Below are 24,204 nucleotides of genomic sequence, written 5' to 3'. Positions count from 1 at the left end.
AAAGGGTAAAGAGTAAAGGAAGTAACTATTAGAGCTTTTCCCCGCAAGGCATAGAGCAAGTATTTTTAAATATGGAGAACGTTAAAGAAGATAATGCCGCCATGTACAGAGAATTAGCGTATAACTACTTGAAATACCTGTTTCCTAATTAATTAGTTCTCTTTCCCCTTTCACCTTTCCCCCTTTCCCTTCTTCAATTCTATGAGTACACAGCGCCAATCAGATGAACCCATAGACAACGAGCGTTCGCTACAGCAGTTAGCTTGGACGCTTCAGGCTTCTGTGGGTCAATTTAAGCTGATTTGGGCGCGGTGCAACTACAGTGATTTACGGACTCGCTTAATCGAAAGGTTAAGTGAAATCTGTAAAATCAAGATTCAGGTATTGCAACTCAAGGAATCGGAAAGAACGCTCTACACTGCAATCCGTTCAGAATTACAGCCAGATACCCAAGCTCTAATGATTGTGGGCTGGGAATCATTGCATGATTTACCGCAGATGTTGACAAGTGCTAATCAGGTACGCGAAGAATTTCGCAAAAACTTGTCTATTCCTGTAGTCGTGTGGATTAGTGAAGAGATTCACCACACCATCATGGAGATTGCCCCTGATTTGGAGAGTTGGGGAACTAGCAGAAGTTTTGCGATCGCGCAGAATGATTTAAGCGAGTTTATTAAACAACTGGCTGATAAATATTTCAGTGGTAATTTAAGTATAAAGGATTACTCTGTACTAGAGTTAGAATTAGAGGCAGCACAGAGAGAATTGCGGTCTAATGACCAGGAAACAGAAGCTAATTTAGCCTCTGCGCTAGGTTTTGTAAAACAGACTAACAATAAAATAGACGAAGCTTTAGAGCATTACCAAAAAGCCTTATTGCTATGGCAACAACTGAATAATACCCAAAGGCAGGGAAAGATTCTCGGTGAGATAGCTTACTGTTATTATCTCAAAGCTTTTAAAATTAAAGATATTGCTCATCCAGATTGGCAAGCTACTCGGCAGTATACGCAAGAATACATTACATTTCTCAACGAAGCTAATAGTCAAGAATTAACTGCAAATTCTATTGCTAAGTTTGGTAATATTTTACGTGATTTGAAGGAGTGGGAGCAACTTAAATATTTAGCACAACAAGCTTTAGAAGTACACGAAGCTAACAATCAGGCGATAGAATTAGCGAAAGATTACGGGTTTTTAGCACAGGTTGCGCTGGCTCAGTCGCACTGGAGTGAAGCGAAACAATTGGCGCAAAAAGCTTCAAATATCTTACCAGTAATTTCTGGCGCAGAAGTAACAGAGAGTTCAGAGGTAGTGGCTGGACTTGCAGAAAAACCAACTATTCCATACGATTTAAGCCTGTATTACTTTATTTTGGCACAGGCTGAATATGAATTAGGCGGACCCCAGCAGGCAATTCAAAACCTAGAAGTTGCAACAGATGTTAGTAGCCCTATAAAAGATTTGCAGTTGCACCTGGATATTCTTAGTTACTTGCAAGGGCTGTACTTTCAGAAAAAAGAATATCTCAAAGCATACAATACAAAACAGCAACAGAGGTCTATTGAACAGCAGTTTGGTTTACGAGCGTTCATTGGTGCAGGGAGATTACAGTCAACAAAGCTTGCCCAAGTTGCAATTACTAAAACTAAAGTTCAAGAAAGCATTGCTCCTGAAATCGCTGCATCAGGTCGGTTATTGGATGTAGAGCGATTAGTTGAACGTCTGGGACGGCATGATCACAAACTCATAGTTATTCATGGACAATCAGGGGTTGGTAAAAGTTCATTAGTAAATGCTGGGTTAGTTCCAGCTTTAAAGAATAAAAGCGTAGGTATTCAAGACTATCTACCTGTAGCAATGCGAGTTTACACCAATTGGGTAGAAGAGCTAGGAAAGCTAATGTGGGAGGCATTAGAACACAAAGGTAGAGCCAAGAATGAAGAATCTTTAGAAATTGAAATTGTTAGTTCAGAATTTCAAAGTTCCGCTTTAATTGCCCAACTGCGCGAAAATGAACAGCACAATCTCAGAACAGTGCTGATTTTTGACCAGTTTGAGGAATTTTTCTTTGCTTACACTCAAGAAACGCACAGGCAACAGTTCTTTGAGTTTTTGGGAGAATGCCTCAATATTCTTTCAGTAAAAGTAATTCTGTCATTGCGGGTTGATTATCTGCCTTACCTACTGGACTGCAATGAGTTATCTAGTATGACAATTATTAGCAAGGATATTCTCAGCAGCAATGTTCTTTACAAGTTAGGTAATTTTTCACCAGATGATACCAAGTTAATCATTGAGCGGTTAACAGAAACTACTAACTTTCAGCTAGAACCTGCTTTGATTGAGCAACTGGTGCAGGATTTAGCCTCTGAATTAGGTAGGGTGCGTCCTATTGAATTACAGATAGTGGGAGCGCAACTACAAACAGAGAACATAGCAACTTTGGCAGAATATCAGCAGCTTGGCACGAAAGAAGAACTAGTTAAACGCTATTTGGCTGAGGTGGTTAATGATTGTGGTGTAGAGAACCAGCAGATAGCCGAGTTTTTATTGTACTTGCTGACAGATTCTAAAGGGACTCGTCCACTGAAGACGCGTGTTGAAATAGAACGGGAACTGCAAGCATTAGCCGCAGAGATAGCCACGGATAGTAATAATTTAGATTTGGTATTGGAAATTTTTGTGAAATCTGGCTTAGTAGTTTTGTTACCAGAGAATCCGGCTGACCGTTATCAGCTAGTGCATGATTACATAGCTTTGTTTATTCATCAGCAACAAGAGCCGAAATTAAACGAGTTAATAGAGGAACTAGAAAAGGAAAGAAAACAACGTTTATTAGAACAAGAACAACGCCTGTTAACACAACAGCAGCTCAAACAATCTGAGGAAACTCAACAAATTTTAGGAAAAGCAAATAAAACAGCTAATCAGCGAATTTATATTGGATCTATCGTGTTAGCCACAACTTTTGTGACAGCAGTTGGAATAGGATTTTGGTCATCTACTAAAGTTATAAATGCTAGCGAAAGTTCAAGATTAGAGCGAGAAGGTAATAACACCTTAAAACAATTTGAATCAGATCAACTTGAAGCATTATTGCAGACAATGCGCGCTGCTCAAGATTTAAAAGCTTTAGTAAAAGATAGTAAAACTCTAGCAAATTATCCAACTACTAGCCCAGTATTAGCACTTACACATATACTAGGCAATATCTCTGAGCAGAATCAAATAAGTTATGTTGGAAAAAAGATTGCTTCAGAAAAGCTAACTTCTGATGGACAATGGGCAACTGGGCGAAAAGGTAATGTAGCTTATTTGTTTAAGCTTGATGGAGAAAAAATTATAGAGTTTAAAGACCCTAGAGGAGATATCGATGATGTTCAAAAAAGCCCTGATGGACAGCGTGTGCTAACACAAACCGTTACATCAAACAGTATTACTGCTACGTTGTGGAATATCGACAGGCAAAAGTTAGTCCAATTCAATCTCAACAGCACTGAAGATCAACCTAGTTTTAGTCCTAGTGGAAAATATTTAATACAAATAGAAAGAAGAAAGGATAATATTGTAAGAATATTTAATTCAGATGGACAAAAGCTAGCTCAATTTAAGATATCTAATGAAGATGCAGACTCTTTACCAGAGGTAGAATTTAGCCCTAATGAAAATCTCTTGATAGTAACAACAAAAAACTCTTCATCAATACCTAAAAAAATAGAAAAAACCGCTATGAGGTTATACAACCTCAATGGTAAAAAACTGGTTGAATTTAAGCTTCCGTTAGGAAGGCGTATTACTACTGCAAGTTTCAGTCATGATAGTCAAAAGCTATTAGTAGCAGGGGATGATGGAATCGTTAGACTGTGGAACCTTAATAGTCAAAAATTAATAGAATTTATCACTTCACGAAGTGCTGTTTATTATTCGAGAACTATTGATAATGGTACTGTGATAAAGATTGAAGGTAGTCTTTCTCATGCTCAATTTAGTCCAGATGGAGAGCGGTTAGTAACAGTAGAGAATGACGGTAGTATTAAGTTATGGGACTTAAGTGGACAAAAGTTAGCTGAATTTGTCTATGGATTTAACAGGATTATAAAAGTACGCTTTGTTCAAAATGGAAAAAACTTAGTAACAGTGGATAACGAAGGAAAAATCAATTTATGGAATATTGATGGAAAATTTATAAGGAGTTTCCAAGGTGCTACACCGTATTTGAATCAAGTATTATTTAGCCCTAATGAAAAACGTATAGCAATAGTGGACAAGGAAGGAACTATTAGGGTATGGAGTCTTGATGGACAAAAACTATTTGAATTAAAAGGAGATCAACAAGACCTAATTAGGGAATTTAATTTGACTAATAAACAATTAATTTTACTTAAAAATAGTAGTGAAGATGATACGGAAATTAGATTTTTTAATATTGAGCAACAAACTAAAAAGGAAATTAAAGGAAGGGTTGTAGTACGATTTAGCCCTAATAGTCAACAGGTAGTTACTGGTAAGGATAATAATACTCACGATTCTGGTAGATTATGGAGCATTCAAGGAAAACCGTTAGCTAAACTTGGTGAAAATCAGAATCAAATTTGGGCAGTAGCTTTTAGTCAAGATGGTACGCAGATAGTTACAGCTGGAGATAGTGGTATTAGGCTATGGGATAGTAAGGGCAGATTATTAAGAAAATTTGAGAATTATCCAACTTGGGTTCGAGATATACAATTTAGTCCTAACGGGCAATATTTAGCTTCTAGAGGAGACAATCTGGATCATGACCAAATTTCTCAGGTAATTTTATTTAGCTTAAATAATCCAGAGCAAAAAATATTTATTGATAAAAATAAACACTCAAGCACAGATATGCACTTTAGTCCAAATGGACAGTATTTTGTAACAGTAGGGCAAGATGATATTGTCAAGTTATTCAACCTGAATGGGCAAAAAATAACTGAATTCAAAGCAGATCAGAATGGAATTAATAAAGTAAAATTTGGAATTAACAGTAAAGTTTTAGCAACAGCAGGAAATGATGGTACTGCTAAACTATGGGATATCACTGGCAAGTTACTAGTATCCTTTAACGGGCATCAAGGAAAAGTTAATGAGGTACAATTCAGCCCAGATGGACAGTCTTTGGCAACAGCAGGAAATGACGGTAATGCTAAACTATGGAATTTGACTGGAAAAATATTGGCAGAATTCAAGGGATACAATCCAATTAATAGGCTACGATTTAGCCCAGATAAACAACGTTTAGTTACTCAAGACTTTTATGCTACTAAACTTTGGACTCTTAATGGACAATTGTTAGCAGAATATCAAGACCATTCAGAAGAATTGTCTGATGTAGAGTTTAGCCCGGACGGTAACTACTTAGCAACAGCAAGCCATGATGATAAAATTTTACTACACCCAGTTGAAGGATTAGATGAATTACTTATACAAGGTTGTAGTTTCTTAAATGATTACTTGGTTACTCATCCGAAAGAACTGGTAAAACTGGAAGTATGCCAAGATAAATCTAGAAAGATAGCAGCAGCCTCCTTTTTGGATAAAGAAGGTGAGGAACAAGCAAGACAGGGTAATATTAAGGATGCCGTTGAAAGCTTCCGCCAAGCATTACAGTGGAAGCCAAGTTTAACTTTCAATCCCGATGCAAAAGCTCAACAATTAGTCAAGGCTTCAGCTTTAGTTAAGGAGGGAAAGGAGTCAGGTGAACAAGGAAATGTTGAAGCTGCACTTGCTGCCTTCCAGGAGGCTTTGAAGTTAGACCCTAGTTTAGACTTTAAGCCAAAAACAAAAGTCGCTTTTCTACTGGTGACAAGAGGAGAAAAATTGTTAGAAGGGAAACAGTTTACGCAGGGAGAGGAGTTAGGAGAACGAGGAAATGTTGAAGTTGCACTTGCTGCGTTCCAGAAGGCTTTGGAGCTAGACCAAACTTTGAACTTTAAGCCAAAAACAAAAGCTGCTTCTCTACTGGTGACAAGAGGAGAAGAATTGTTAAAAGGGAAGCAGTTTAAGCAAGCAGCAGCCGCTTATCGAGAAGCCCAAAAGCTTAATCCAAAAGTCGAAATTTCTGCAAATTCTTGGAACTTACTTTGTTGGTATGGTAGCTTAAAAAAGCAAGCCAACATTGTGTTGCCTGCCTGTGAGAGAGCAGTAGCTCTTGCCCCTAATGATCGCAATATCCAAGACAGCCGAGGGTTAGCCAGAGCGTTGACAGGTGATACCAAGGGAGCAATTGCAGACTTTGAGGCGTACATTGCTGAAGCTGATGCAGATAGCAAAGCACGAAGACAACGGTGGGTGAAAGAGTTACGCGCTGGCAAGAATCCGTTTACAGATGCAGAACTCAAGAAACTGCGTGGCGAGTAGATGATTTTTAGAACTACACTGTAGAGTTTGATGCAGTTGTCTCATCACCCACGAACACCGCCACACACTCCCCACTGAATACATAAAGCACTCGCCTACCACAGCATACTACCAGAAAGCCCCCTAGCTCCCAGTAGTCCTTGACAATCCCAGGTTGCCACTGACGGGAGACGAGGTTGTAAACCTGTACTGAAGTTCCAATCCCGACATCTGCAATAACCTCCACATTCTTCCAGCCAGGAGGCAGTTCATCATAACTCTTGACACCACCAAGCAGTTCAGGAATAGTCAGATGTTCGGTAGTAGATTTGACTAGTGTAAGGGTACTCTCATTGTGAGTACCCAAAGATTCATTTGTAGGTTGTTCCCTTAGAATGACGATGGCTTGGGCTGCTGCACCGTTGTTGATGTTTAAATGCGATATGTTTGACTTGGGATCAAACTTGTAATATTCTTTACTTTGTGTTTTGTGAGGAGCCTGGGTATCGGTTAATCCGCTACCCTTATCTAACTCGGTGGCAATTTCAAGGGTAAGAACTGTATTCGTATCCTTTGGATAATTTACAACTTTACCAACTTCCCCGCCCCACAGTTCCGGCAGCGATCGCCCGATCACCTCCCGCCCAACGATATACCTGTGGCAGAAATCCCCGCTCTTCTCGAAACACAACAAGGTAATATCTGCACTCGTCTGCTGCTGCCTCCGCACCCAAAAGTCAATCAGCTGCTGCTGCTCCTGAAGAACCTCTCGAAACCGACGCTCGCATTCAAGTTCCGCTTCAGCATCCTGGGCTGATGACTTCCACCACTTGAGCAGTTCTGGAGTTGGCGCGAACAGTGGGAGGTGCTTGACGAGCCAGTTTTTGGTGAGGATACAGGGCAGCAATTCTCATTATGAGAATTGCTTAGTAAATCAGTTCTTTAGAAGTTAACTGACAATTGTCAATTATAAGTGAATGTCACTAAGAAAAAGTGAAACCCTTGCCAGTGTGGGGTGTAGGGGGAAATCATAACGCGGATTGACAAGTTTTACTCTTGATTTCAAATCTTATTCTTTCCCTTATACTCCTACACCCCTATGCCCGAAAGCTAAGCACATTAACGATTTGCCGTTATCAAGCGTGCCATTCAATTATAAGTGACCGAAGCTCCTTCGGGGCGGGTGTGGGGGAAGACAAGCAAGCCCCGAAGAATGGATACAAGCCTCCCCTTTTAAGGGAAAGAAAGAAAAAATGTGTTTTGAGGTGCGTAGCACAAAAAACACGGCATCTTTGTTTGAAACTCCTCCCTTAAAGGAGGAGTCCCCACACCCTACCCCCTGTTCATAAAGTTAGCTTTTACTTTCAACGGACAAAGTTTCTAACTTTACAATTAGATCATCAAAGTCTTGATCTCCTCCACCGTAAGTATCTTCAAAACCGTATTCATTTGGCGAGATCACTTTGACATGAGACTTGCCATCGGGGTTGGCAGCACTATTAAGAAAGTAAGCCAGAGGAGGATTAGAACCTTGATTTTGAGGGTTTTTCTCTAAAAATAGTGCTGGAGTACCGTTAGCAATCAAGAAGACACTATATTTTGACCCACCCGGTAAATCGTATTGAAAGGTTTGTCCTTTTTTATATGAACCTTGATCAGCATCTACTAAGGCAATACGGTTTTTTACAACTGTAGCAGCGTAATTAGGATCTCCGGGTTTGGCTCCAGCAATGCTGCCATCATCATTAATAGCGAAGATACCAAAGCTGTTGTTATAACCAATATTGAGCGGAACATTAACTGTGATTTGAACCCTGTAGGTTTTTCCAGCTTCAGTGTTTATCGTTCCATTATCTGAGATGGGTGGTAAAGAAGGTGTTGCAGTAGTTTCAGGCGATACAGCCTCAAATTTCCATTTGAAGTGATCGACTTTCTCATTAGGCGATTGTATAACCTTGGTTCCATTAGCTTTGAGACCACCATCCACAGCTAAAGCTTGACCAGTATGTTTAACTATGAGATAGAAATAACTATCACCCGCATCTTCTAACCGCCACTTGAAGTGATCGACTTTATCGTTAGGCCATTGTATGACACCAGTTCCATTAGCTTTAAGCCCACCATATACAGCTAAAGCTTGACCACTGTGTTTAGCGACAAGATAGAAATAGTTATCACCTGCATCTAGTAACTGCCATTTGAAGTGATCAACTTTTTCGTTAGGCCATTGTATGGTATTGGTTCCCTGAGTTTTACTAGCACCATCTACAGCTAAAGCTTGACCACTGTGTTTAGCAATAAGATAGTATTCTTTTCCTGCGATAGGTAGTGTTGAGGACATAGCTTAAACTTTCTCAATTACAGAAATGTGGATATAAATGTAGCTTTTCCCTTACCGGAAATGTGCAGAGATATCAGCACAATATTTTGCTACAAGACACTTATCTAAGACGTAACATTGCTACGGCAAATGGTTTTAGAGAAAAAAGAATAGCTAGGAGATTGCTGTGAGCAGCGTATATAGTCGCTGACTTGAAGCGTCTAGCTTGACTTTAGTCAGGATTAAAAACCGTTTGAAATGTTTAGGAGCAGGATTTACAGTCTTTAATTTCTCAGAATCTGAATGAGGATGCAAGGACAGTTAAGACAGTTAAGGTAACATTTAAGAAACCTTCATTTAACAGCATAGTTGCTTTATGGTAATTTTATAATGTGTTGATTACTACATTTGATAGCAGAGATAGGTTAAGTAAATTTATTTAAGTAAAACAAGGTGAAAAACCAAATTGTGTAAATATAAATATGCATAACCCATTTACTACGGTAACAGTGACATGGGCAGCGGTTTAACCCTGTTATGTCAAACTGGGAAAAGCCAATCTCTGAAAGGCTTTCAGAGATTGGCTTTTCAGCTTTTGGCTAGAAAATTTAATTTGTATTAGAAAAGAAAGGCTCAAAGTTTGATTAGATAAAGGTTCCAATGTTTAGCTGCTATTATTGTTTTCCGAAAGTGACAGAACAGGGTTAAGGGTATTTCTAACTCCAAAACAAGATAAAACTCTTTTTGACCTGAGAACGGCAGATGTACCGCAGAAAGTGAAAGACCGATCTTTTCAGCTTCGGCATCTTTGGTAGAGCCTTTCTACCATTTCAGGAATTTTGGAGTTGGCGCGAATAGGGGAAGGTGCTTGCCTCTCCAGTTTTTGAGAGGATACAGAGAAATTGAGATCCCTTCGCCTCGGATTTCGCCACGATAGAATGAGGTGAACACTGTCATAATCGCACCCGCTCCAAGTCATAGTCACTCACCCGTGCGATGGGCGAAGCCCCGCCAAGGGCGATCGCATCTGCTGACGTGAAAACCTCGTCGCCTTTTTCCGAGATGCCAGGGGACATCCATTCAATCGTGTAGAACCAAGAATCGTTGATCAGATGTATGCCCTGGACAATGCGAATTGTTGGCCCATCACCATGAAATCGAAACTCGACCAACTCACCCAGGCGAAACACAGGCTTTTCTCTAGTAATCGGTTGCAAGTTACCTGTACCAATGAGTTCGCTACCCCAAACAGTAATATTGTCATTACCCGTGAAGATTTCGTATTTCCAAGCGTGTTGTGACCACTCGACACCGCAGCAGTAACCGAATGCTTTGACTCTCTTGACGTACACCCGCTCAAGCAAACTTATCAGTAACGGCGGGATTCGTTGACCCCAGGGTGGTGAAATGTACCAGCACTGTTCTAAGTCGTGGACAAGGTTAGTCATGCGATCGCTCCTAATAATTTGCTCTGTACAGATATAAATAATTGAGTTGCAAAACTGGGAGGCACAGAATATCCAATAATTGACCCGGCCGTTGCTGCCTCTTGGGGGAACTCGTACCAACTGGGAAACCCTTGCAAGATTGCAGCCCCTTCAATAGACAAGGATTTGACTGTACCATCCGGCAACCAGATATCAGCGAACTTACTACGGTTACAGCCTTTGTGGTCGGTGAAATGTGATCGTAAGATCATCAGTGAGAGGTTAGAGTGATTGCACTTTTGTCAAGAGGGTGCGGGAAAAGGCGATAAATCCAGCTTGGAGACTGGTTTTCGCAGGGCTTTAACTACTCCTAAATCTTGATTTTCTTTGGCAGCGAAGTACTTAATTGGGTCATCCGCCTTACCTTTATCATAGGCGACACTAAAATGATATAAACCACGAAAAATCATCTCTAAAGAAATGCGGTCAAATGGCAAAGATAATTCGTCTGCAACCGCATCTCCCAAGTCAACCAATACTGCATAAAAGAGCCAAGTTGCCCACACTTGTAACTTCACACCATTAATAGAACCAGTCCATAAATATGACAGTCCCAATAAACGCTTGACCACGTAAAAAGCTTCTTCAACTCTCCATCTTCGGCGATATAAATCTGCGACAACGTAAGGAGGTAAGATTTGTGGGTCGAGGACAGAAGTAATATAAGAATAGCTAGTTTTACCAACCTTAATTTCTATTAAACGTAAAGTAAGCACTGGTGCACCACGACGAACAGTTCCAAGTTGAATCAATCGGTCTTTAACTGAATGGTCATAGCTGAAAATTTTTAAGTACTTAATAGATGCTTTGGCTTTTAAACGAGTAATAAAATGAACTTCTTGGTTAATGAGTTGTTGTAAAAAGTGGAAATGATAAAAACCTCTATCAAGTAAGATCAGAGTTTTAGCAGGTAGTAGTTTCAGCAATGGAGCTTCAAAGTTAGTTTCTGATGCAGCAGGATTAGTGTGAAACCAAACTTCAATAGGTAAGCGATTGACTAAATCAATAACTGTACAAATCTTTCCTGCTAATTGACCTGTTTTCAAGTCTTCTAGGCTTTTTAGCTTTCGGAATAAGGCTTCTAATGTAGACCCGTCAGCTATCCAAATTCGTTCAAAATTAAGAAGTGCAAATTTAACACTATCAGGAAGTGGTCGCTTCAGCCGTCGTTGCCAATTAAGTTGTAACTGAGGTAGTAAATCTTTAAATACTCGCTCAAATAATTCAGATGGGAATACTAAAAATCTTTCAGAAAGAGATTGTTGAGCAATTATTCTAGAACGACACCACAATAAATCTTCTCTTGCTAAAAGCCTTGTTAATTCTTGAACTCCAGGAACTTGTCGCCACAATAAAGTTAATACTGCTGCTACCATGAAGGATAGGTTGATAATTCTATCTCGTAAACCTAACTGCTTATAGTATTTTTGTTGAGCAAAGATAGCTGGAGTTAGTAACTCTTCTAAATGCGACGCAATCGCTTCATTATCTATGGTAGGAGTATTATGCTTTTGCGCGTGGTCGGAGTTTCGTTTTGCAGCTTTGGGCATAGTAGTCAACAAGCACTTTTCATTACCGCATTTGATTACTGAATTTACAATAATAATGAAACTCACTTTTGAAAAATTTATTCTCTCGTTACAATACTTTTTTGCCTCACATTTTAGCCGTTAAAAACTTATAGATAATGATAATCAAATAGAGAGGAAGGAGGCGAGTGTCGCTCGCCTCCTTCCCCTCCCCCACGCACGATTATCATTTTCATTAAAGTTTTTTTGAGTATTTTAACTGATTGACAAAATTTACTTTATTCTAACCTCTCACCGATGTCGTAAGATAGTGTTACAGGGCAAGTGTGCAGGTTTATACTTTGACTCTGTACGTCCCCCAACTCTCTGTATTAGCAATGGCGTTGGTTCGTTAGCCATCAGAAATTGTTCTACCGCTTGCCGTTGTTTGGGGAGTAGTTGGGAATCGGTCATGGTGGGGATGAGGTGAGCGATCACCTCATACCACCCTATTTGTTTTCTGTGAGCGGGTAGTGCAACACGACAACCCCTACTGGCAACCAGAACTAACCGCCGACGCGCTTGGGGTAGTCCGAATTTGTCCATGTTGATCACGCTGTAATCAACTGAGTACCCCTCAAGTTCCAAAGCTGACAGAATAATACTGAAACTCTGACTGTTCTGATAGTGTGGAACATTTTCGAGAGTGAACACCCGTGGCTGCAACTGTCGGATGGCTTCTGCCACAGCTAATGCCGCCGTCAGATCGTCAACCGTTTCAATGCCCTTACCCGCTTTGGCAGTGTGGGCTTGGCTGAAGTTGGCGCACACCGGGGAAGCATGGAGATAGTCGGGGTATCGCGGAAACCCTATGAATCCTAACCGCGCTACTTCTTGAACTGTTAGCTGGATTATTCTACAGCCATACTCGTTGAAGTTACGATGATGGGTTTTGGCGATCGCCCGGCTCAGTTCTGGTTTAGTCGGGTCGAATTCCACCGCGATGACTGGACGAATTCCGGCTTCGACCATCCCCGCTTCTATTCCACCGCCACCTGCGAAAAGTACTACGGCGATCGGGGCATCATCTGGAAGTATTGGTTTTAACGCTCTTTCATCACTCTCGCTAAAAAAAATGTGTTTTAAAATTATCCAGAGTTAAGTGTAATGTAGCCACGAAATTGGTTCATGATATTTTGTAATGACAAAAACTCGTGTTCTAAAAGAGGAATATTAAAAATATTTAACCAAGGCTTGAGCAAATTTAAAAATATATAGGGCTGAATAATCAAATGCAAGTTGTTTAAAGTTGATTTCCATCCCAGAGTGAAATCCCACCATTTATGTCGGCTATAAACTTCAGGCTCTTTGTTAGATACTGGGGGAATATTTTTGTTATCTGTTTGAGAAATGCTGCGCTAAATCTCGTTCGATAGCGTGCCAGCTTACCATTAAATATACACAACAAACAGTCTCCCACCATCTTTGGATCTGCTGATAATCAGTTAAACGAAAATCTGCCCAACCTAATTCATTTTTAGCTTGTTTGATACCATATTCAATCCAATTACGAAATCCATAGGTATTGCCAACTGTCTGTTGAATTTCTCCTGATAGATTAGTCATCAAATACCAGGTTGTATTTTTTCGTTCTTTCAATATATCTTTAGTAATCTTCCAATATCTAATATCTTCCCAGCCTTGGCAGATAATCTCTTGAATGTAGTAAGTTTGCTCTTTTCCATTAGAAAATATGCGCTCAAACGTATGCCAGCCACTGAATTCCACTTCTCCCAACTCTGCCCATGCCTGATGATTACTACGTACTGCTACTACATAATTTAATTCACATTTCTCTAAAATTGTGCGAAAAGTCTTACTCTCTCCATATAAGCAATCTGCTAAAACTATATCGAAATTAAATCCTAATTCTCGTAATTCGCTAATGATTTCTACTGCTAATTCTGGTTTGGTTTTATATATATCTCCTTCTTTAAGTGTTGATTTTGGTTTAAAAATTTTAAAAATTAAAGGAAAAACTATTGTTCCGAAAATTCCATACGCATTGACTGATACTAGACCATTTTCTACTTTCCCCAAATTCCCGATATATTGTCTTGATACATAATCCGTACTGTGTCCTTTCTTTTTGTCTCCGGTCTCATCTATTACTAAGATAAATGATTCTCCTTTTAACATTGATAATGTTAGAGACAATCTCCGGCTTTCCAGAAGTTTGGTATCCCAAGGTGAATCAGTTAAAAAATGGTGTAAAGATTGTTCGTTATCTAAGCCTACAACCTTAGCAATTGCTGGTAAGGATTTTCGTTTAATTTCCGATATCATTCCCAAATGAAGATATTTAAAACTCTCAAAACTTCTCACTTCTGGGAATATATCTTGGTATTCAGCACAGTAATCATCCACGAAGCGGACAGTGTTGACTGGTTTTCCCGGATTTCTCACAAGTGAGAAAAAATCATTGAGATGAGTAAAACTTAAAGTAAATTATTTTATACAACACTAAACTATAATCAACAACAGATTATGACAACGTGTAAACCGAAACTACAAAGACAAATATGATACATTCTAAACAATAAATACTAAAGCAAAGATTATTGAAAATGATAAATAGACAGCCTAAAGCTAGGGTTAAATCAATGAAATCTACCCAAGTTAAAGCTAATAACTATAATTCCAATTAGCTGAAAATCAACCAGAACAGTTTAGCCGAGATAAATAGCTGTAAGCTGTTGCAAAAATATTCTTGTATGGACAATCTCTACTAATAGCGATTAAAATATATCGGCTATTAACAGTAATAACGGCTCCCAATTTCAGTAACTTTGTACGAACAGTTCCAACAGTAGCATTTTTGAGTTCGCTTGTTGTTAAACATTGCTCTCGGAGAGCGTTTATCAAAATATAAGCAACAGAAGAAAACCACAGACGTAGTTGATTTCCAGCAAATGTATGAGTACTAGTTCTATCACTTTTTAGTGATAACTTCTGTTCTTTTAAACGATTCTCCATATCACCTCGTGGGCAATACTTCTGGGTATAAAGTCGTCCTGGAGGCACTAATTTAGTAGGGAGTGAAGTGACAACAAAACGAGTACTTACCCCTGACTTACTATACTCAATTTTTGAGACAACACGGCGATTACGGCTCCAAGATTTTAAAGTTTTATAATCAAGCGAACAATACCAAACTGAGTTATCAACAAAGGCTGCTGCTTGTTTTTTCAAGTCATCTGACGGAGTAAATAAAGTTTCAAAAAACTCTACTACAGTTTCCAGTTTTTGCGAATATTCAAGATAAGCCCGGTATTGGGTTGGTTGGGATAGTTGAATTAACCGACTATTCTGGGCTAACCCAAAGACATAATCTACTCCAACTTGAGATTCACACCAACTCATAATATCTTCTCTCGAATACGCACTATCTCCACGTACAATAATTTTCACATTATCCCAACGTAAACGTATTAGTTTTATTACTCGTTGCAATTCTGATAATGCACCCGACGCTGGATCTACATTAGAAGCACGAAGCTTTGCTGCAATTAAATGTTTACCGCAGAAAATATAAAGTGGAGCATAACAATATCCTCTATAATAAGGGTTAAAAAACACTTCTTCTTGATTGCCATGCACTAAATCATCAGTCACGTCCAAGTCTAAAATTATCTGTCGTGGTGCTTTGGAGTAGGATTCTAAAAATATTTCAACTAATAATTTCTCTATAGCTTCTGCATCATGTCCAATGCGATGATATCGACTTGATGCTCTTGATTCAACAGTTTCTGGACAGTGTTCGATACGATTTAAAGTGCTTTTACCTGCTAGGACTGGTAGTTCTTTTTCTGAACCCATTATTTTCCCTAGCGCCAGGATAAACATTGGATCGTGACGCAGTTCCTCGTGGTCGTTTAAGTCTTCATAACCCATTATCAAACCATATATTCTCTGCGTGATTAGGCTTTCTACTGAATGGTCAATTCTATTGGAATCTCGGTAATCTTTAAAACATCTTGCTACTCGCGATGTAATTTCTCTTTTTCGGTCTAGCTCCGCAATTAAAGTCAATCCTGCATCTGATGTTACCCTCTCACCCTTGAAATTAACTACGACTGGACATGATTTAACTTGTTCAAATTTGAACTGTTCCGGTATACAATCTGTTTTCTGAGGGGTCATGCTTAAAACTGCTGGAATTCATGTGCAATAGATATTTTGGCAGTTTTTGACTCCTCTTTTCTCCGGCTTTGTGAGAAATCCGGGTTTTCTGGGCGCTATCATTGATGAACTCTAAGGCTAAGTATTTTGTTCCTTATTATACTCTAGCCAGATTGATGAAAGAGCGTTAATTTTGTGTTATCAAAATTTTTGCAGACATCTAATTTTGGTGATGGCTTTTTAGTTTTCGCTCTCTTGATAAAAGCGATAATATCTTCCCTGGTTGCCCCCTGTTGTTGCATTAGACGAATCATTGGGACAGCGCCAGGAGGAATTGAGCCTATACTTCGTCCTTTCCAGACTCCATTGTGTTTTTCCTTCCAATTAAAACCCCATCGCCAACATTCAGGATTATTTGGGTCACGTTCACCAATCACACGTGGATAAAAAACCTTTGACCCATCAAGTAGCTTTTTAGTTTCAATGTACGGATACAGGCATCCAACCGATTCATCCTGTGAGGCTTTAACCCCTTTCTCTAAGAATTTTTCGAGTATCGCAGATAACTCAGCTATTACTGTTTTAGTCATGCGATCGCCTCCATGACCAAATCGGAATGGCACTAAGAAAAGCTCGAAGCTATGTAGAATAAGGGCTACAGCTTTAATGCCTAGTCCCGCAGTCATGGTATGAGTCAGGCGATGGTCGCAAAGCGAACCGCCTTTGGCATCGCAGATGGAGAAATGATGCAGGGTTGCCCAAAAATTTCGTAGTTAGAAAAAGCTTACTCGTTCATGGAATACTTTCTTTGATACGAGCAAGCCAACACTATAATTACTACTGTGACACTACGAGTACAAATTCTCAAGGATAAATTTAGCCCTCTTTTGTCACTTTATGCAGAGGAAAAATGGAAATCGGGGTTAGACAGGAAAGTAAAAGTTGGAGAGGTGAGGTTATAAATAATAGATTGGAGTTTAGTAAAACCCAAATATAGTTGAGGAATAGGAAAAACCGTTAACCAGGGGTATATCAGATTAAATAATGTAAAAGGTTGAATAATCAAACGGAGATTGTTAAGAATATTTTTCCAACCATTTCCATTATCCCACCAAGGATGGGAAGCAAATTTGGACTCTTGTTTTGGTGGAGATGCTTGAATCTGTTCTGAGTGCAGACTTACCATTAAATAAGTACTGCAAATAATTTCCCACCACCGTTCAATATCTGGGTAACGAGTCAAACGAAAATCAGCCCATCCCAATTCATTTTTACTTTGTTTCAAACCATATTCTACCCAAGTCCTTAACCCGTAGAAGTTTCCAACTTCCCTTGGTGTAATACCAGAATATTTACTCATGACATACCATGTAGAGTTATCGGGTAAATTCTCAGGATCTGTTGTAATTTCCCAATACCTCAATTCTTTTCGTTTTCCCGCAATTATCTCTCTAATAAACCGCTCTTCTGTCTCCAGATTAGAGAATACTCTCTGGAATTTATGCCACTTTAACTCTTGAACTCTCTGTCTTGGAAGTAGCTCCACAGAATGATTAGAGCGGATTGCAACTATATAGCTTAAATTTAATTCATCTAATACTTCAATAAAATTCTTACCACTTTCACCGTATAAGCTATCTGCAAGTACCAAGTTGAAATTAAAACCCATTGACTGTAACTTTTTCATCAATATTGAAGCTATTTGTGGCTTGGTAAGATATTTATCTTCTGGCTTTAATCTTTCACGGGGCTTGTATACTTCAAACAGTAATGGAAACGTCATCCCGCAGAAAACGCCATACGCTGTCACTACAACAATTCCATTTTCAGTTTTTCCCAAATTTCCTATGTATTGACGTTTCACGTAATCAGTTGACGTTCCTTTTTTCTTGTCTCCTGTCTCGTCAATAATTAAAATGATTGGTCTTCCCTTTAGTACCTGTAGAATTAACTCTAATCGCTTGCTCCTTAATTCTTCTATCGACCACGGTGATGACGTTAAAAAATGGTGTAATCCTTGGTGGTTATCTAGCCCTACAATTTTAGCGTTAGCGAAGCTCGCCGCAGGCATCGCAGGTAATGTTTTCCGTTTTATATCAGAAATACAGCCTATGTGGAGGTACTTAAAAGCCTCGAAACTCCTAACATCTGGAAACAGGCTTTTATACCCTCATTGTTTTGTGGTGGGTTTGGTTCTGCCTCTAGCTCAGAAATAAACCGATCCAACGCTCTAGACGCGGCTCTAAATTGAGGCGACGAGGTGGCGACTTTTGCCCTCAAGGATTTTAAAATGCGATCGCGGATTACCTGATAATTTGGCTTAGTTTCTGGTCTATCTTCTTCAATAACTTGTCTATCTTCTATTATTTCTTCTGTCGGTGGCTGTCTATCGTTTTGTCTATATTCTGCTAGCAATCGCCGCTCAAACTCCCGCAGTCGCTTGTCTATCTTACTGTCTAGATGTTTGTCTACTTCCGCCAGAATTGTCTCTAGAGAAGGTGTGTCTGTGGGCGTGGTAGTTGTTGGTTTACCCAATGCGGCAAGAATTGCGCCTATAACGAATTGGCTTGCGGTAGTGTTGCGATCGCTGGCAGCCTTTTTTATTTCGTCTAGCAGTTGGGGTTCTTGGTGCAGGCGAATATTTATTTGGGGTCGATTATTAATAGGTTTATCCGGCATAAAAAATGGTCTGTCAGTTCGTCTAACCAAAAACAGTACAATTTTTTGCGACCGATTTTATGGCGGATGAATTAAGCCAGATTCTAGTTGTGCGATAGTGTCCTTTCAGGGGATATCGTTTCACCTGTAATACGCACTTAACCCTTGCTCTGCGGCTGTTTAAGCCCTATGTCGTCATACTACTAATTCCCGACATCTCACCAGAAACACCAAACATCAAAACTAGGAATAAATTCAATGACTTCTCCAAAAATCTGCCAAATAACACCAAAAGAATATCAAGATGAGATTGTCAAAATCAGTAAACATTACCCTACATTTGGCACTGATAAAGCATTACCAACTTACAGCGCCGGATTATCTGAAGAAGTAGGTGAGGTAATGGGAATTATTAAACGGCACTTTAGAGGTGATGCAAAACCTGAAAACTTTAAAGAAAATTTGACTAAAGAACTAGTAGTCTGCCAAGGGAAGTTTGCTAGGTTAAATTTGGATATAAACGCTGCATTTTTTGACGTGCATCCTTGGTTTTAAAGCTCCAATGGACACTTGTTTGTTGTTGATTACGTTGTGATTCCCAAGCAGCAATTTCAGAAGTTAATGTTTCTGTATCAGGAATACGTCGTCCTAAACATTGACGAGATAAAACAGATAATTCAATTTCCACTTGATTCAACCCTTCGGGTTCGCCAGTTGCTTCAAGTCGGGGAACCCGCCCAACGCACTGGCTCACCAAGAAGCGTGTTTAGGGGTATAGTGAAACTCTAATTTTTGACTAATTCTACGTGCTTCTTGTGGTGTGAAAGCCTCATATAATGTACTTGGAGTATGAATATTCAGATTATCAACTACTAAACGGATTACCTCAGCATCGCGGTAATGAACATCTACTAACTCTTTCAATTGTTTAGCAAAGTCAATTTTTGTACGACGTTGTGTAACTTCAATATGCCTCCATCCAGCTAGAGGTTCAAAAAGGGCAAATAAATTTACTACGCCGTTACGTTTATATTCATAATCATAACGTTCAGATTTTCCTGGTTCTGCGGGTATTGGAAGTCTTACTTCTTCTACTAACTGATATGGGCGCTCATCCAAGCACAGTACAGGCTTTTTCGGATTGTATGGCTCATTATATAAATCCAACACATCTTCCATTCGGAGTACAAATTCTGCATTAACTTCTGGAATACACCACTGTTCTTTCAACCAGGGTTTAATTTCATTTTTTTTAAAGTTTGACGTACTGTTTCGTCGGAAATTGAATCTACTATCCCAACATTTACCAAGTGATCTGCTAATAATTGCATTGTCCAACGCACTCTTCCTTCTGGTGGATTCGAACAAGCAGTTGCTTTTCAATTATGCCTCCTGTTTTTCATCTAGTTTTTTAGGTTTTGGTCCCTAGCTATCTAATTGGTATACAAAGCAGGTAAACTGAGGAAAGCACCTAGCAGCAGTAAAAAATTAGTGATAGTAAAGTTGCCTCGCCATCGCCCAGAACGAAAATTCAGTAATATCAAACGAATAGTATTAGAATGTTCACTCATTGAGTGCGTGCATTGTGGGGCAGAATTAGCGCTACGCAGACCAAGACACATGCGTAAAACCATTCAAACAATGGATGGTGCAGTATTTGTGGCAGGCAAGAGTAAAGAATGTACCAATCATAGTTGCACACATTTTGGTAAACATTACTACGCGACTGGCGTGTTAAAATACAGTCTGCCTTACAGTACTTATGGGCTAGACGTGCTGGCATTTATTGGTTGGCAACATGAAAATGAGCATCAACAGTTGGCAGAAATTCGGCGCTTATTAAACCAGCGTGGTGTTGAAATTAACGAAAGCAATGTAGGTAAGCTATACCGTCAATTTCTGGCACTATTGGGTGGAACGATTGCACATACACAGGAGAAATTAGCTGCCACAGCAGTCCATCATGGTGGCTTGATTTGGGCAATAGATGCCTTACAGCCCGAAGGCCACGGAACCTTACTGTATGTATTGTACGAGGTATTAAGCGGTACACCAGTAAGTGGAATTCAGTTACCACAGGCACAGGCACAAAGGTTAATTGAGTGGCTGCAACCATATAAAGAGTTACCGTATAAAGTGCTAGCAACATTGTCAGATGGGGAAAAATCAATCATTGCGGCAATGAATTCAAGTTGGCCAGATGCACCCCATCAACGTTGTCAAGCCCACTTTCTCAGTAATTTAAGTGAAGTGGTGCTGCCATTAGACACAAAGCTCAGACAGCAATTAAAAGCAGATTTAGATGATCTGCCAAAAGTCCCTGAGTACTCAGAAAGAGCCCAACACCCAGGCTCCGAACAGCAGCAAGACAGTCTCCCTTTTTTTCAGGAATCCCCTATTTGTCACGAGACATAGAGTTAATGGCAATCGAATCCCAGATTCGGGCTGCGGTTCGGGATTGTGTCAATCGCACCAGTCGCAAACCTTTTCGCTGGGGCGGTTTAAGCGGCTACCAGCAATTAGAAACTATTGGACAGATACTACGTAGTTTACCATGTCGAGAACTTGATACAGATTATTTGTCTCTCTTGTCAGTATGGATTGACCAAGCCTTAAGTAGCAATCGTTCATTAGCCTCCGACTTAGAAGAAACACACAATTGGTTGCAACGAATTGCAGAATGTTTGCACTATCCTGAACAAACCAGTCCACGCATTGATTGCGCGACCGATGTTACACAAACTGTAAAATTACCTTTAACAAGTTTTCAAGTTCGGCGCGAAATGGAAGAGTTATTACAGCAATTTCAGCCCGACCCTCAACAAAATCCCGCACAGTTTGCCTTGAAGAAAAAGCTACAAAAACTATGGCATAAATACGGTACTGATTTATTGCACTGCTATGACATTCCTGGCTTACCGCCAGATAACTTGAAAATGGAAGCTATGTTTAGCCTTTTGCGTCGCAATCAACGGCGAATTAGTGGGCGCAAATCAACTGCCGAATTACGTGATTTTGGGCAATATCAAGTTCTTTTCTTCGCCGAAAGTGAACAAATGTTGCTGACACAAATTCGGGAAGTGCCTGTAGCGGAATACAACACTCAACGTCGCAGATTAGCAATGGATGAAGCACCCCGTCAACAAAAACATCGCCTTCATCGTCATCCAGTTACCACAATACAAGCTTTAGTCGATCAACATACGGAACTTCTGACTGTGCTTGAGTCTCAAGCCCTGAAATACCAATTAGATAGCTAGGGGTTTTGGTGGATATTCCCCATCTTTTAAAGCAAAATCTAATCCGCCAATTACAAATTTTTCTCTTGTTCTTTCCACCGTAGCAACATGAACTCGCACTGTAGCAGCGATCGCCGTGTCCGTTTCTCCTTCCGCCGCCATCAAAAGAATGTTTGCACGGGTGATAGTTCTTGCTTTGTGCTTTCCTTTTTTGATGATTGATTGCAGTTGTAAAGCTTCATCTTCGCTTAAATCTACAATATATTTTTTTGCCATGCTCAACCCCCTTTTTGAATAGTTTATCAAATAGGGGTATTACCTAGCAAATTTGCCTTGGTAGACTACTAGGAGACGTTGTGGCACAGTTGGTACTGCTTGCGAAAGAATTCGATATTGATTTTGAAGATATTCTCATTGTGAATATTAACAAACTGCATAAAAGAATCCAAAATGGTACTCAGCTAGGTAGTGGTGACGATAGATAAAATATGCCTACACAAGCAGATTAACCACACATTCCCCATAATTCCATTTGTAGCAGGTAGCGCTTCTTATGGCTAGCTGTGGCGTTTTTGCATTGGTGATGAGGTGCGAATAGGTAGGTGTGCAAAATAACCATAAACACTAAAAAGGCATACAGCCTTCTCTAAACCTAAAAAAATTATTAAGTATTTCTTAAGTTTCTTAAGTGTCTTAACAGTCCTTGCTTTTTTATTTCCAACACAGGACAATACTGAAGTTTTAGTCCAAAGAATTATTGGAAATTAGATTTAATGAAAAAGCTACTCATTCGTGTTTTTCTCACAATCGTCCTAAGTATAGGGCTGATGACAAGTAGTATAAGTATCGCCAATGCTGAAACAGTATCTACTGTTCCTACAGTTCCTGATTATCCATGCGAACCTGAAGACGTTGATAATCTCTATCAAAACCCTGAAGACCCCAATAGCTTTTATCAATGTGCGCCTTATGGACTTGTACTAATGAAATGCCCATCTGGGTTGGCGTTTGACGTAGACTTGAATATTTGCAATTGGCCGAAAGGTTCAGAGCAAGATTCACAATAAGATATAGGCTTGAAAATCTAGTAGTCTGCCAAGGGAAATTTGCTAGGTTAAATCCGGATATAAACGCTGCATTTTATTACGTGCATCCTTGGTTTTAAAGCTCCAATGGACACTTGTTTGTTGTTGATTAAGTTGTGATTCCCAAGCAGTGATTTCAGAAGTTAATGTTTCTGTATCAGGAATACGTCGTTCTAAACATTGACGAGATAAAACGGATAATTCAATTTCCACCTGATTCAACCCTTCGGGTTCGCCAGTTGCTTCTCCTGTCGGAGACGCTGTGCGAACAAGTCGGGGAACCCGCCCAACGCACTGGCTCACCAAGAAGCGTGTTTAGGAGTATAGTGAAACTCCAATTTTTGAATAATTCGGCGTGCTTCTTGTGGCGTGAAAGCTTCATATAATGTACTTGGAGTATGAATATTCAGATTATCAACTACTAAGCGAATTACCTCAGCATCGCGGTAATAAACATCTACTATCTCTTTCAGTTGTTTAGCAAAGTCAAATGAGTGTACGACGTTGCGTAACTTCAATATGCCTCCATCCAGCTAAAGGTTCAAAGAGGGCAAATAAATTGACTACCCCGTTACGTTTATATTCATAATCATAACGTTCGGGCTGTTCTGGTTCTGGTGGCAAAGGAAGTCTTACTTCTTCTACTAATTGATATGGGCGTTCATCCAAGCAGAGTACAGGTTTTTCGGATTGTATGGCTCATTATATAAATCCAATACATCTTCCATTCGGCACACAAATTCTGCGTTTACTTCGGGAATACACCACTGTTCTTTTAACCACGGTTTAATTTCGTTTTTTTTAAAGTTTGACGTACTGTTTCGTCTGAAATATAATCTACCATCCCAACATTTACCAAGTGATCGGCTAATAATTGCATTGTCCAACGCACTCTTCCTTCTGGTGGATTAGAACAAGCAGTCGCAATTAAGAATGCTTCTTGCTTTTCGTCTAACTTTTTAGGTTTTGGTGGATGAGCTTCATCCTTTAAGAGCCTGTCAAGAAACAACTTTTACAATCTGCTATCTGAAAAGCTTGCTATGAAAGCATTTCTCACTTTAAAAAAGCAAGGTTGTTTCGTGACAAGCTCTAAAGCAAAATCTAACCCCCCAATGACAAATTTTTCTCGTATTCGTTGCACTGTCGCAACGTGCGCTCTAACTGTACCAGCGTTCGGCTTTGCCGTTGCCCTTTGGGCATCGCTTGATCCGTTTCTCCTTCCGAAGCCATCAGAAGAATGTTTGCACGGGTTATGGTTCTTGCTTTGTGCTTACCTTTTTTAATTATCGATTGCAGTTGAGAAACTTCATCTTTATTTAAGTCAACAATGTACTTTTTGGCCATGTTACACCCCGTTTTTGGCTA

General features: G+C 39.7%; 25 protein-coding genes and 1 pseudogene. 6 read left to right on the top strand and 20 right to left on the bottom strand.

The window, feature by feature from the left end:
- Positions 1 to 201 precede the first annotated feature (201 nt).
- Positions 202 to 6,381, top strand: coding sequence for a hypothetical protein (locus tag WKK05_RS40780; RefSeq protein WP_341532185.1), 6,180 nt, complete (start codon positions 202 to 204; stop codon positions 6,379 to 6,381).
- 13 nt (positions 6,382 to 6,394) lie between these two features.
- On the opposite strand, the gene WKK05_RS40775 is transcribed toward WKK05_RS40780, so the two are convergent.
- The 11 genes and pseudogenes from WKK05_RS40775 to WKK05_RS40725 all read right to left on the bottom strand — a co-directional run bounded on the left by WKK05_RS40775 (position 6,395) and on the right by WKK05_RS40725 (position 18,536).
- Positions 6,395 to 7,267 (bottom strand): DUF488 family protein, encoded by an 873-nt coding sequence (locus WKK05_RS40775; RefSeq protein ID WP_341532184.1) that lies wholly within the window; start codon positions 7,265 to 7,267, stop codon positions 6,395 to 6,397.
- A 444-nt stretch (positions 7,268 to 7,711) separates the two neighbouring features.
- Positions 7,712 to 8,701: an RICIN domain-containing protein gene (locus tag WKK05_RS40770; RefSeq protein ID WP_341532183.1), complete on the bottom strand. Its 990-nt coding sequence runs from the start codon at positions 8,699 to 8,701 to the stop codon at positions 7,712 to 7,714.
- 932 nt (positions 8,702 to 9,633) lie between these two features.
- Positions 9,634 to 10,128, bottom strand: coding sequence for a DUF1392 family protein (locus tag WKK05_RS40765; protein ID WP_341532182.1), 495 nt, complete (start codon positions 10,126 to 10,128; stop codon positions 9,634 to 9,636).
- Positions 10,125 to 10,379, bottom strand: coding sequence for a DNA cytosine methyltransferase (locus tag WKK05_RS40760; protein WP_341532181.1), 255 nt, complete (start codon positions 10,377 to 10,379; stop codon positions 10,125 to 10,127). The genes WKK05_RS40765 and WKK05_RS40760 overlap by 4 nt, the downstream gene beginning before the upstream one ends.
- Before the next feature lie 30 nt (positions 10,380 to 10,409).
- Positions 10,410 to 11,717, bottom strand: coding sequence for an IS4 family transposase (locus tag WKK05_RS40755; RefSeq protein ID WP_341531632.1), 1,308 nt, complete (start codon positions 11,715 to 11,717; stop codon positions 10,410 to 10,412).
- A gap of 270 nt (positions 11,718 to 11,987) precedes the next feature.
- A complete protein-coding gene (locus WKK05_RS40750; RefSeq protein ID WP_341532200.1) occupies positions 11,988 to 12,752 on the bottom strand; it encodes a DNA cytosine methyltransferase in 765 nt (254 codons plus the stop codon).
- Positions 12,753 to 13,070: 318 nt separating this feature from the next.
- A complete protein-coding gene (locus WKK05_RS40745; protein WP_341532180.1) occupies positions 13,071 to 14,102 on the bottom strand; it encodes an IS701 family transposase in 1,032 nt (343 codons plus the stop codon).
- A gap of 288 nt (positions 14,103 to 14,390) precedes the next feature.
- Positions 14,391 to 15,878, bottom strand: a complete 1,488-nt coding sequence (locus tag WKK05_RS40740; RefSeq protein ID WP_341527375.1) for an IS1380 family transposase — start codon at positions 15,876 to 15,878, stop codon at positions 14,391 to 14,393.
- A 143-nt stretch (positions 15,879 to 16,021) separates the two neighbouring features.
- The gene (locus tag WKK05_RS40735) at positions 16,022 to 16,543 is read right to left on the bottom strand and encodes a hypothetical protein (RefSeq protein WP_341532179.1); all 522 of its coding nucleotides are present in this window, start codon (positions 16,541 to 16,543) and stop codon (positions 16,022 to 16,024) included.
- A gap of 209 nt (positions 16,544 to 16,752) precedes the next feature.
- Positions 16,753 to 18,024 (bottom strand): annotated as a pseudogene (locus WKK05_RS40730) (IS701 family transposase); the annotation flags it as partial.
- A complete protein-coding gene (locus WKK05_RS40725) occupies positions 17,967 to 18,536 on the bottom strand; it encodes a hypothetical protein (RefSeq protein ID WP_341532178.1) in 570 nt (189 codons plus the stop codon). The pseudogene WKK05_RS40730 and the gene WKK05_RS40725, both read right to left, overlap by 58 nt.
- Positions 18,537 to 18,773: 237 nt before the next feature.
- On the opposite strand from WKK05_RS40725, the gene WKK05_RS40720 reads away from it, so the two are divergent.
- Complete coding sequence (locus tag WKK05_RS40720; RefSeq protein ID WP_341532177.1) at positions 18,774 to 19,070, top strand: hypothetical protein; 297 nt, start codon at positions 18,774 to 18,776, stop codon at positions 19,068 to 19,070.
- On the opposite strand, the gene WKK05_RS40715 is transcribed toward WKK05_RS40720, so the two are convergent.
- From WKK05_RS40715 to WKK05_RS40705, 3 genes are all read right to left on the bottom strand, one after another.
- Entirely contained in the window at positions 19,015 to 19,269 is a 255-nt protein-coding gene (locus WKK05_RS40715) for a hypothetical protein (protein ID WP_341532176.1), read from the bottom strand. The genes WKK05_RS40720 and WKK05_RS40715 overlap by 56 nt on opposite strands.
- The gene (locus WKK05_RS40710) at positions 19,266 to 19,853 is read right to left on the bottom strand and encodes an IS630 family transposase (RefSeq protein ID WP_341532175.1); all 588 of its coding nucleotides are present in this window, start codon (positions 19,851 to 19,853) and stop codon (positions 19,266 to 19,268) included. The genes WKK05_RS40715 and WKK05_RS40710 overlap by 4 nt, the downstream gene beginning before the upstream one ends.
- 95 nt (positions 19,854 to 19,948) lie before the next feature.
- Positions 19,949 to 20,086 (bottom strand): hypothetical protein, encoded by a 138-nt coding sequence (locus tag WKK05_RS40705; RefSeq protein ID WP_185592387.1) that lies wholly within the window; start codon positions 20,084 to 20,086, stop codon positions 19,949 to 19,951.
- Between the two features lie 49 nt (positions 20,087 to 20,135).
- Between WKK05_RS40705 and WKK05_RS40700 the strand changes: the two genes are divergently transcribed.
- Positions 20,136 to 20,930 (top strand): hypothetical protein, encoded by a 795-nt coding sequence (locus WKK05_RS40700; RefSeq protein WP_341527844.1) that lies wholly within the window; start codon positions 20,136 to 20,138, stop codon positions 20,928 to 20,930.
- Between the two features lie 5 nt (positions 20,931 to 20,935).
- On the top strand, positions 20,936 to 21,775 hold the full coding sequence (locus WKK05_RS40695) for a hypothetical protein (protein WP_341527843.1): 840 nt from the start codon (positions 20,936 to 20,938) through the stop codon (positions 21,773 to 21,775).
- Here WKK05_RS40695 and WKK05_RS40690 read toward each other — a convergent pair.
- Complete coding sequence (locus WKK05_RS40690) at positions 21,764 to 22,030, bottom strand: helix-turn-helix domain-containing protein (protein ID WP_341532174.1); 267 nt, start codon at positions 22,028 to 22,030, stop codon at positions 21,764 to 21,766. The two genes, WKK05_RS40695 and WKK05_RS40690, sit on opposite strands and share 12 nt — an antisense overlap.
- An 80-nt stretch (positions 22,031 to 22,110) precedes the next feature.
- Between WKK05_RS40690 and WKK05_RS40685 the strand changes: the two genes are divergently transcribed.
- On the top strand, positions 22,111 to 22,239 hold the full coding sequence (locus WKK05_RS40685) for a hypothetical protein (protein ID WP_341532173.1): 129 nt from the start codon (positions 22,111 to 22,113) through the stop codon (positions 22,237 to 22,239).
- A gap of 288 nt (positions 22,240 to 22,527) precedes the next feature.
- A complete protein-coding gene (locus tag WKK05_RS40680) occupies positions 22,528 to 22,821 on the top strand; it encodes a carbohydrate-binding module family 14 protein (RefSeq protein WP_341532172.1) in 294 nt (97 codons plus the stop codon).
- A 42-nt stretch (positions 22,822 to 22,863) separates the two neighbouring features.
- Here the strand turns inward: WKK05_RS40680 and WKK05_RS40675 are convergent, their stop codons facing one another.
- The 5 genes from WKK05_RS40675 to WKK05_RS40655 all read right to left on the bottom strand — a co-directional run bounded on the left by WKK05_RS40675 (position 22,864) and on the right by WKK05_RS40655 (position 24,183).
- Positions 22,864 to 23,142: a hypothetical protein gene (locus WKK05_RS40675; protein WP_341532171.1), complete on the bottom strand. Its 279-nt coding sequence runs from the start codon at positions 23,140 to 23,142 to the stop codon at positions 22,864 to 22,866.
- Positions 23,139 to 23,357, bottom strand: coding sequence for a transposase (locus WKK05_RS40670; RefSeq protein WP_341532170.1), 219 nt, complete (start codon positions 23,355 to 23,357; stop codon positions 23,139 to 23,141). Before WKK05_RS40670 ends, WKK05_RS40675 begins: the two co-directional genes overlap by 4 nt.
- Positions 23,326 to 23,508: a hypothetical protein gene (locus tag WKK05_RS40665; RefSeq protein ID WP_341532169.1), complete on the bottom strand. Its 183-nt coding sequence runs from the start codon at positions 23,506 to 23,508 to the stop codon at positions 23,326 to 23,328. The genes WKK05_RS40670 and WKK05_RS40665 overlap by 32 nt, the downstream gene beginning before the upstream one ends.
- 106 nt (positions 23,509 to 23,614) lie before the next feature.
- Positions 23,615 to 23,848 (bottom strand): helix-turn-helix domain-containing protein, encoded by a 234-nt coding sequence (locus WKK05_RS40660; RefSeq protein WP_341532168.1) that lies wholly within the window; start codon positions 23,846 to 23,848, stop codon positions 23,615 to 23,617.
- A 92-nt stretch (positions 23,849 to 23,940) separates the two neighbouring features.
- The gene (locus WKK05_RS40655) at positions 23,941 to 24,183 is read right to left on the bottom strand and encodes a hypothetical protein (RefSeq protein ID WP_341532167.1); all 243 of its coding nucleotides are present in this window, start codon (positions 24,181 to 24,183) and stop codon (positions 23,941 to 23,943) included.
- Positions 24,184 to 24,204: the final 21 nt, after the last annotated feature.

Origin of the sequence: Nostoc sp. UHCC 0302, assembly GCF_038096175.1 — a bacterium.
In the GTDB taxonomy this organism is placed as follows: domain Bacteria; phylum Cyanobacteriota; class Cyanobacteriia; order Cyanobacteriales; family Nostocaceae; genus UHCC-0302.
Note: the sequence above shows the minus strand (reverse complement) of the source record. Positions and strands in the feature narration are given on the sequence as shown.

Bases quoted from the DNA above. Each gene is read 5' to 3' on its own strand.
- WKK05_RS40740 (WP_341527375.1), bottom strand. From the start codon at position 15,878: ATGACCCCTCAGAAAACAGATTGTATACCGGAACAGTTCAAATTTGAA.
- WKK05_RS40780 (WP_341532185.1), top strand. From the start codon at position 202: ATGAGTACACAGCGCCAATCAGATGAACCCATAGACAACGAGCGTTCG.
- WKK05_RS40755 (WP_341531632.1), bottom strand. From the start codon at position 11,717: ATGCCCAAAGCTGCAAAACGAAACTCCGACCACGCGCAAAAGCATAAT.
- WKK05_RS40700 (WP_341527844.1), top strand. From the start codon at position 20,136: ATGCGTAAAACCATTCAAACAATGGATGGTGCAGTATTTGTGGCAGGC.
- WKK05_RS40680 (WP_341532172.1), top strand. From the start codon at position 22,528: ATGAAAAAGCTACTCATTCGTGTTTTTCTCACAATCGTCCTAAGTATA.
- WKK05_RS40770 (WP_341532183.1), bottom strand. From the start codon at position 8,701: ATGTCCTCAACACTACCTATCGCAGGAAAAGAATACTATCTTATTGCT.
- WKK05_RS40690 (WP_341532174.1), bottom strand. From the start codon at position 22,030: ATGGCAAAAAAATATATTGTAGATTTAAGCGAAGATGAAGCTTTACAA.
- WKK05_RS40765 (WP_341532182.1), bottom strand. From the start codon at position 10,128: ATGACTAACCTTGTCCACGACTTAGAACAGTGCTGGTACATTTCACCA.
- WKK05_RS40705 (WP_185592387.1), bottom strand. From the start codon at position 20,086: ATGAGTGAACATTCTAATACTATTCGTTTGATATTACTGAATTTTCGT.
- WKK05_RS40760 (WP_341532181.1), bottom strand. From the start codon at position 10,379: ATGATCTTACGATCACATTTCACCGACCACAAAGGCTGTAACCGTAGT.
- WKK05_RS40655 (WP_341532167.1), bottom strand. From the start codon at position 24,183: ATGGCCAAAAAGTACATTGTTGACTTAAATAAAGATGAAGTTTCTCAA.
- WKK05_RS40735 (WP_341532179.1), bottom strand. From the start codon at position 16,543: ATGACTGCGGGACTAGGCATTAAAGCTGTAGCCCTTATTCTACATAGC.
- WKK05_RS40720 (WP_341532177.1), top strand. From the start codon at position 18,774: ATGACTTCTCCAAAAATCTGCCAAATAACACCAAAAGAATATCAAGAT.
- WKK05_RS40695 (WP_341527843.1), top strand. From the start codon at position 20,936: ATGGCAATCGAATCCCAGATTCGGGCTGCGGTTCGGGATTGTGTCAAT.
- WKK05_RS40725 (WP_341532178.1), bottom strand. From the start codon at position 18,536: ATGCCGGATAAACCTATTAATAATCGACCCCAAATAAATATTCGCCTG.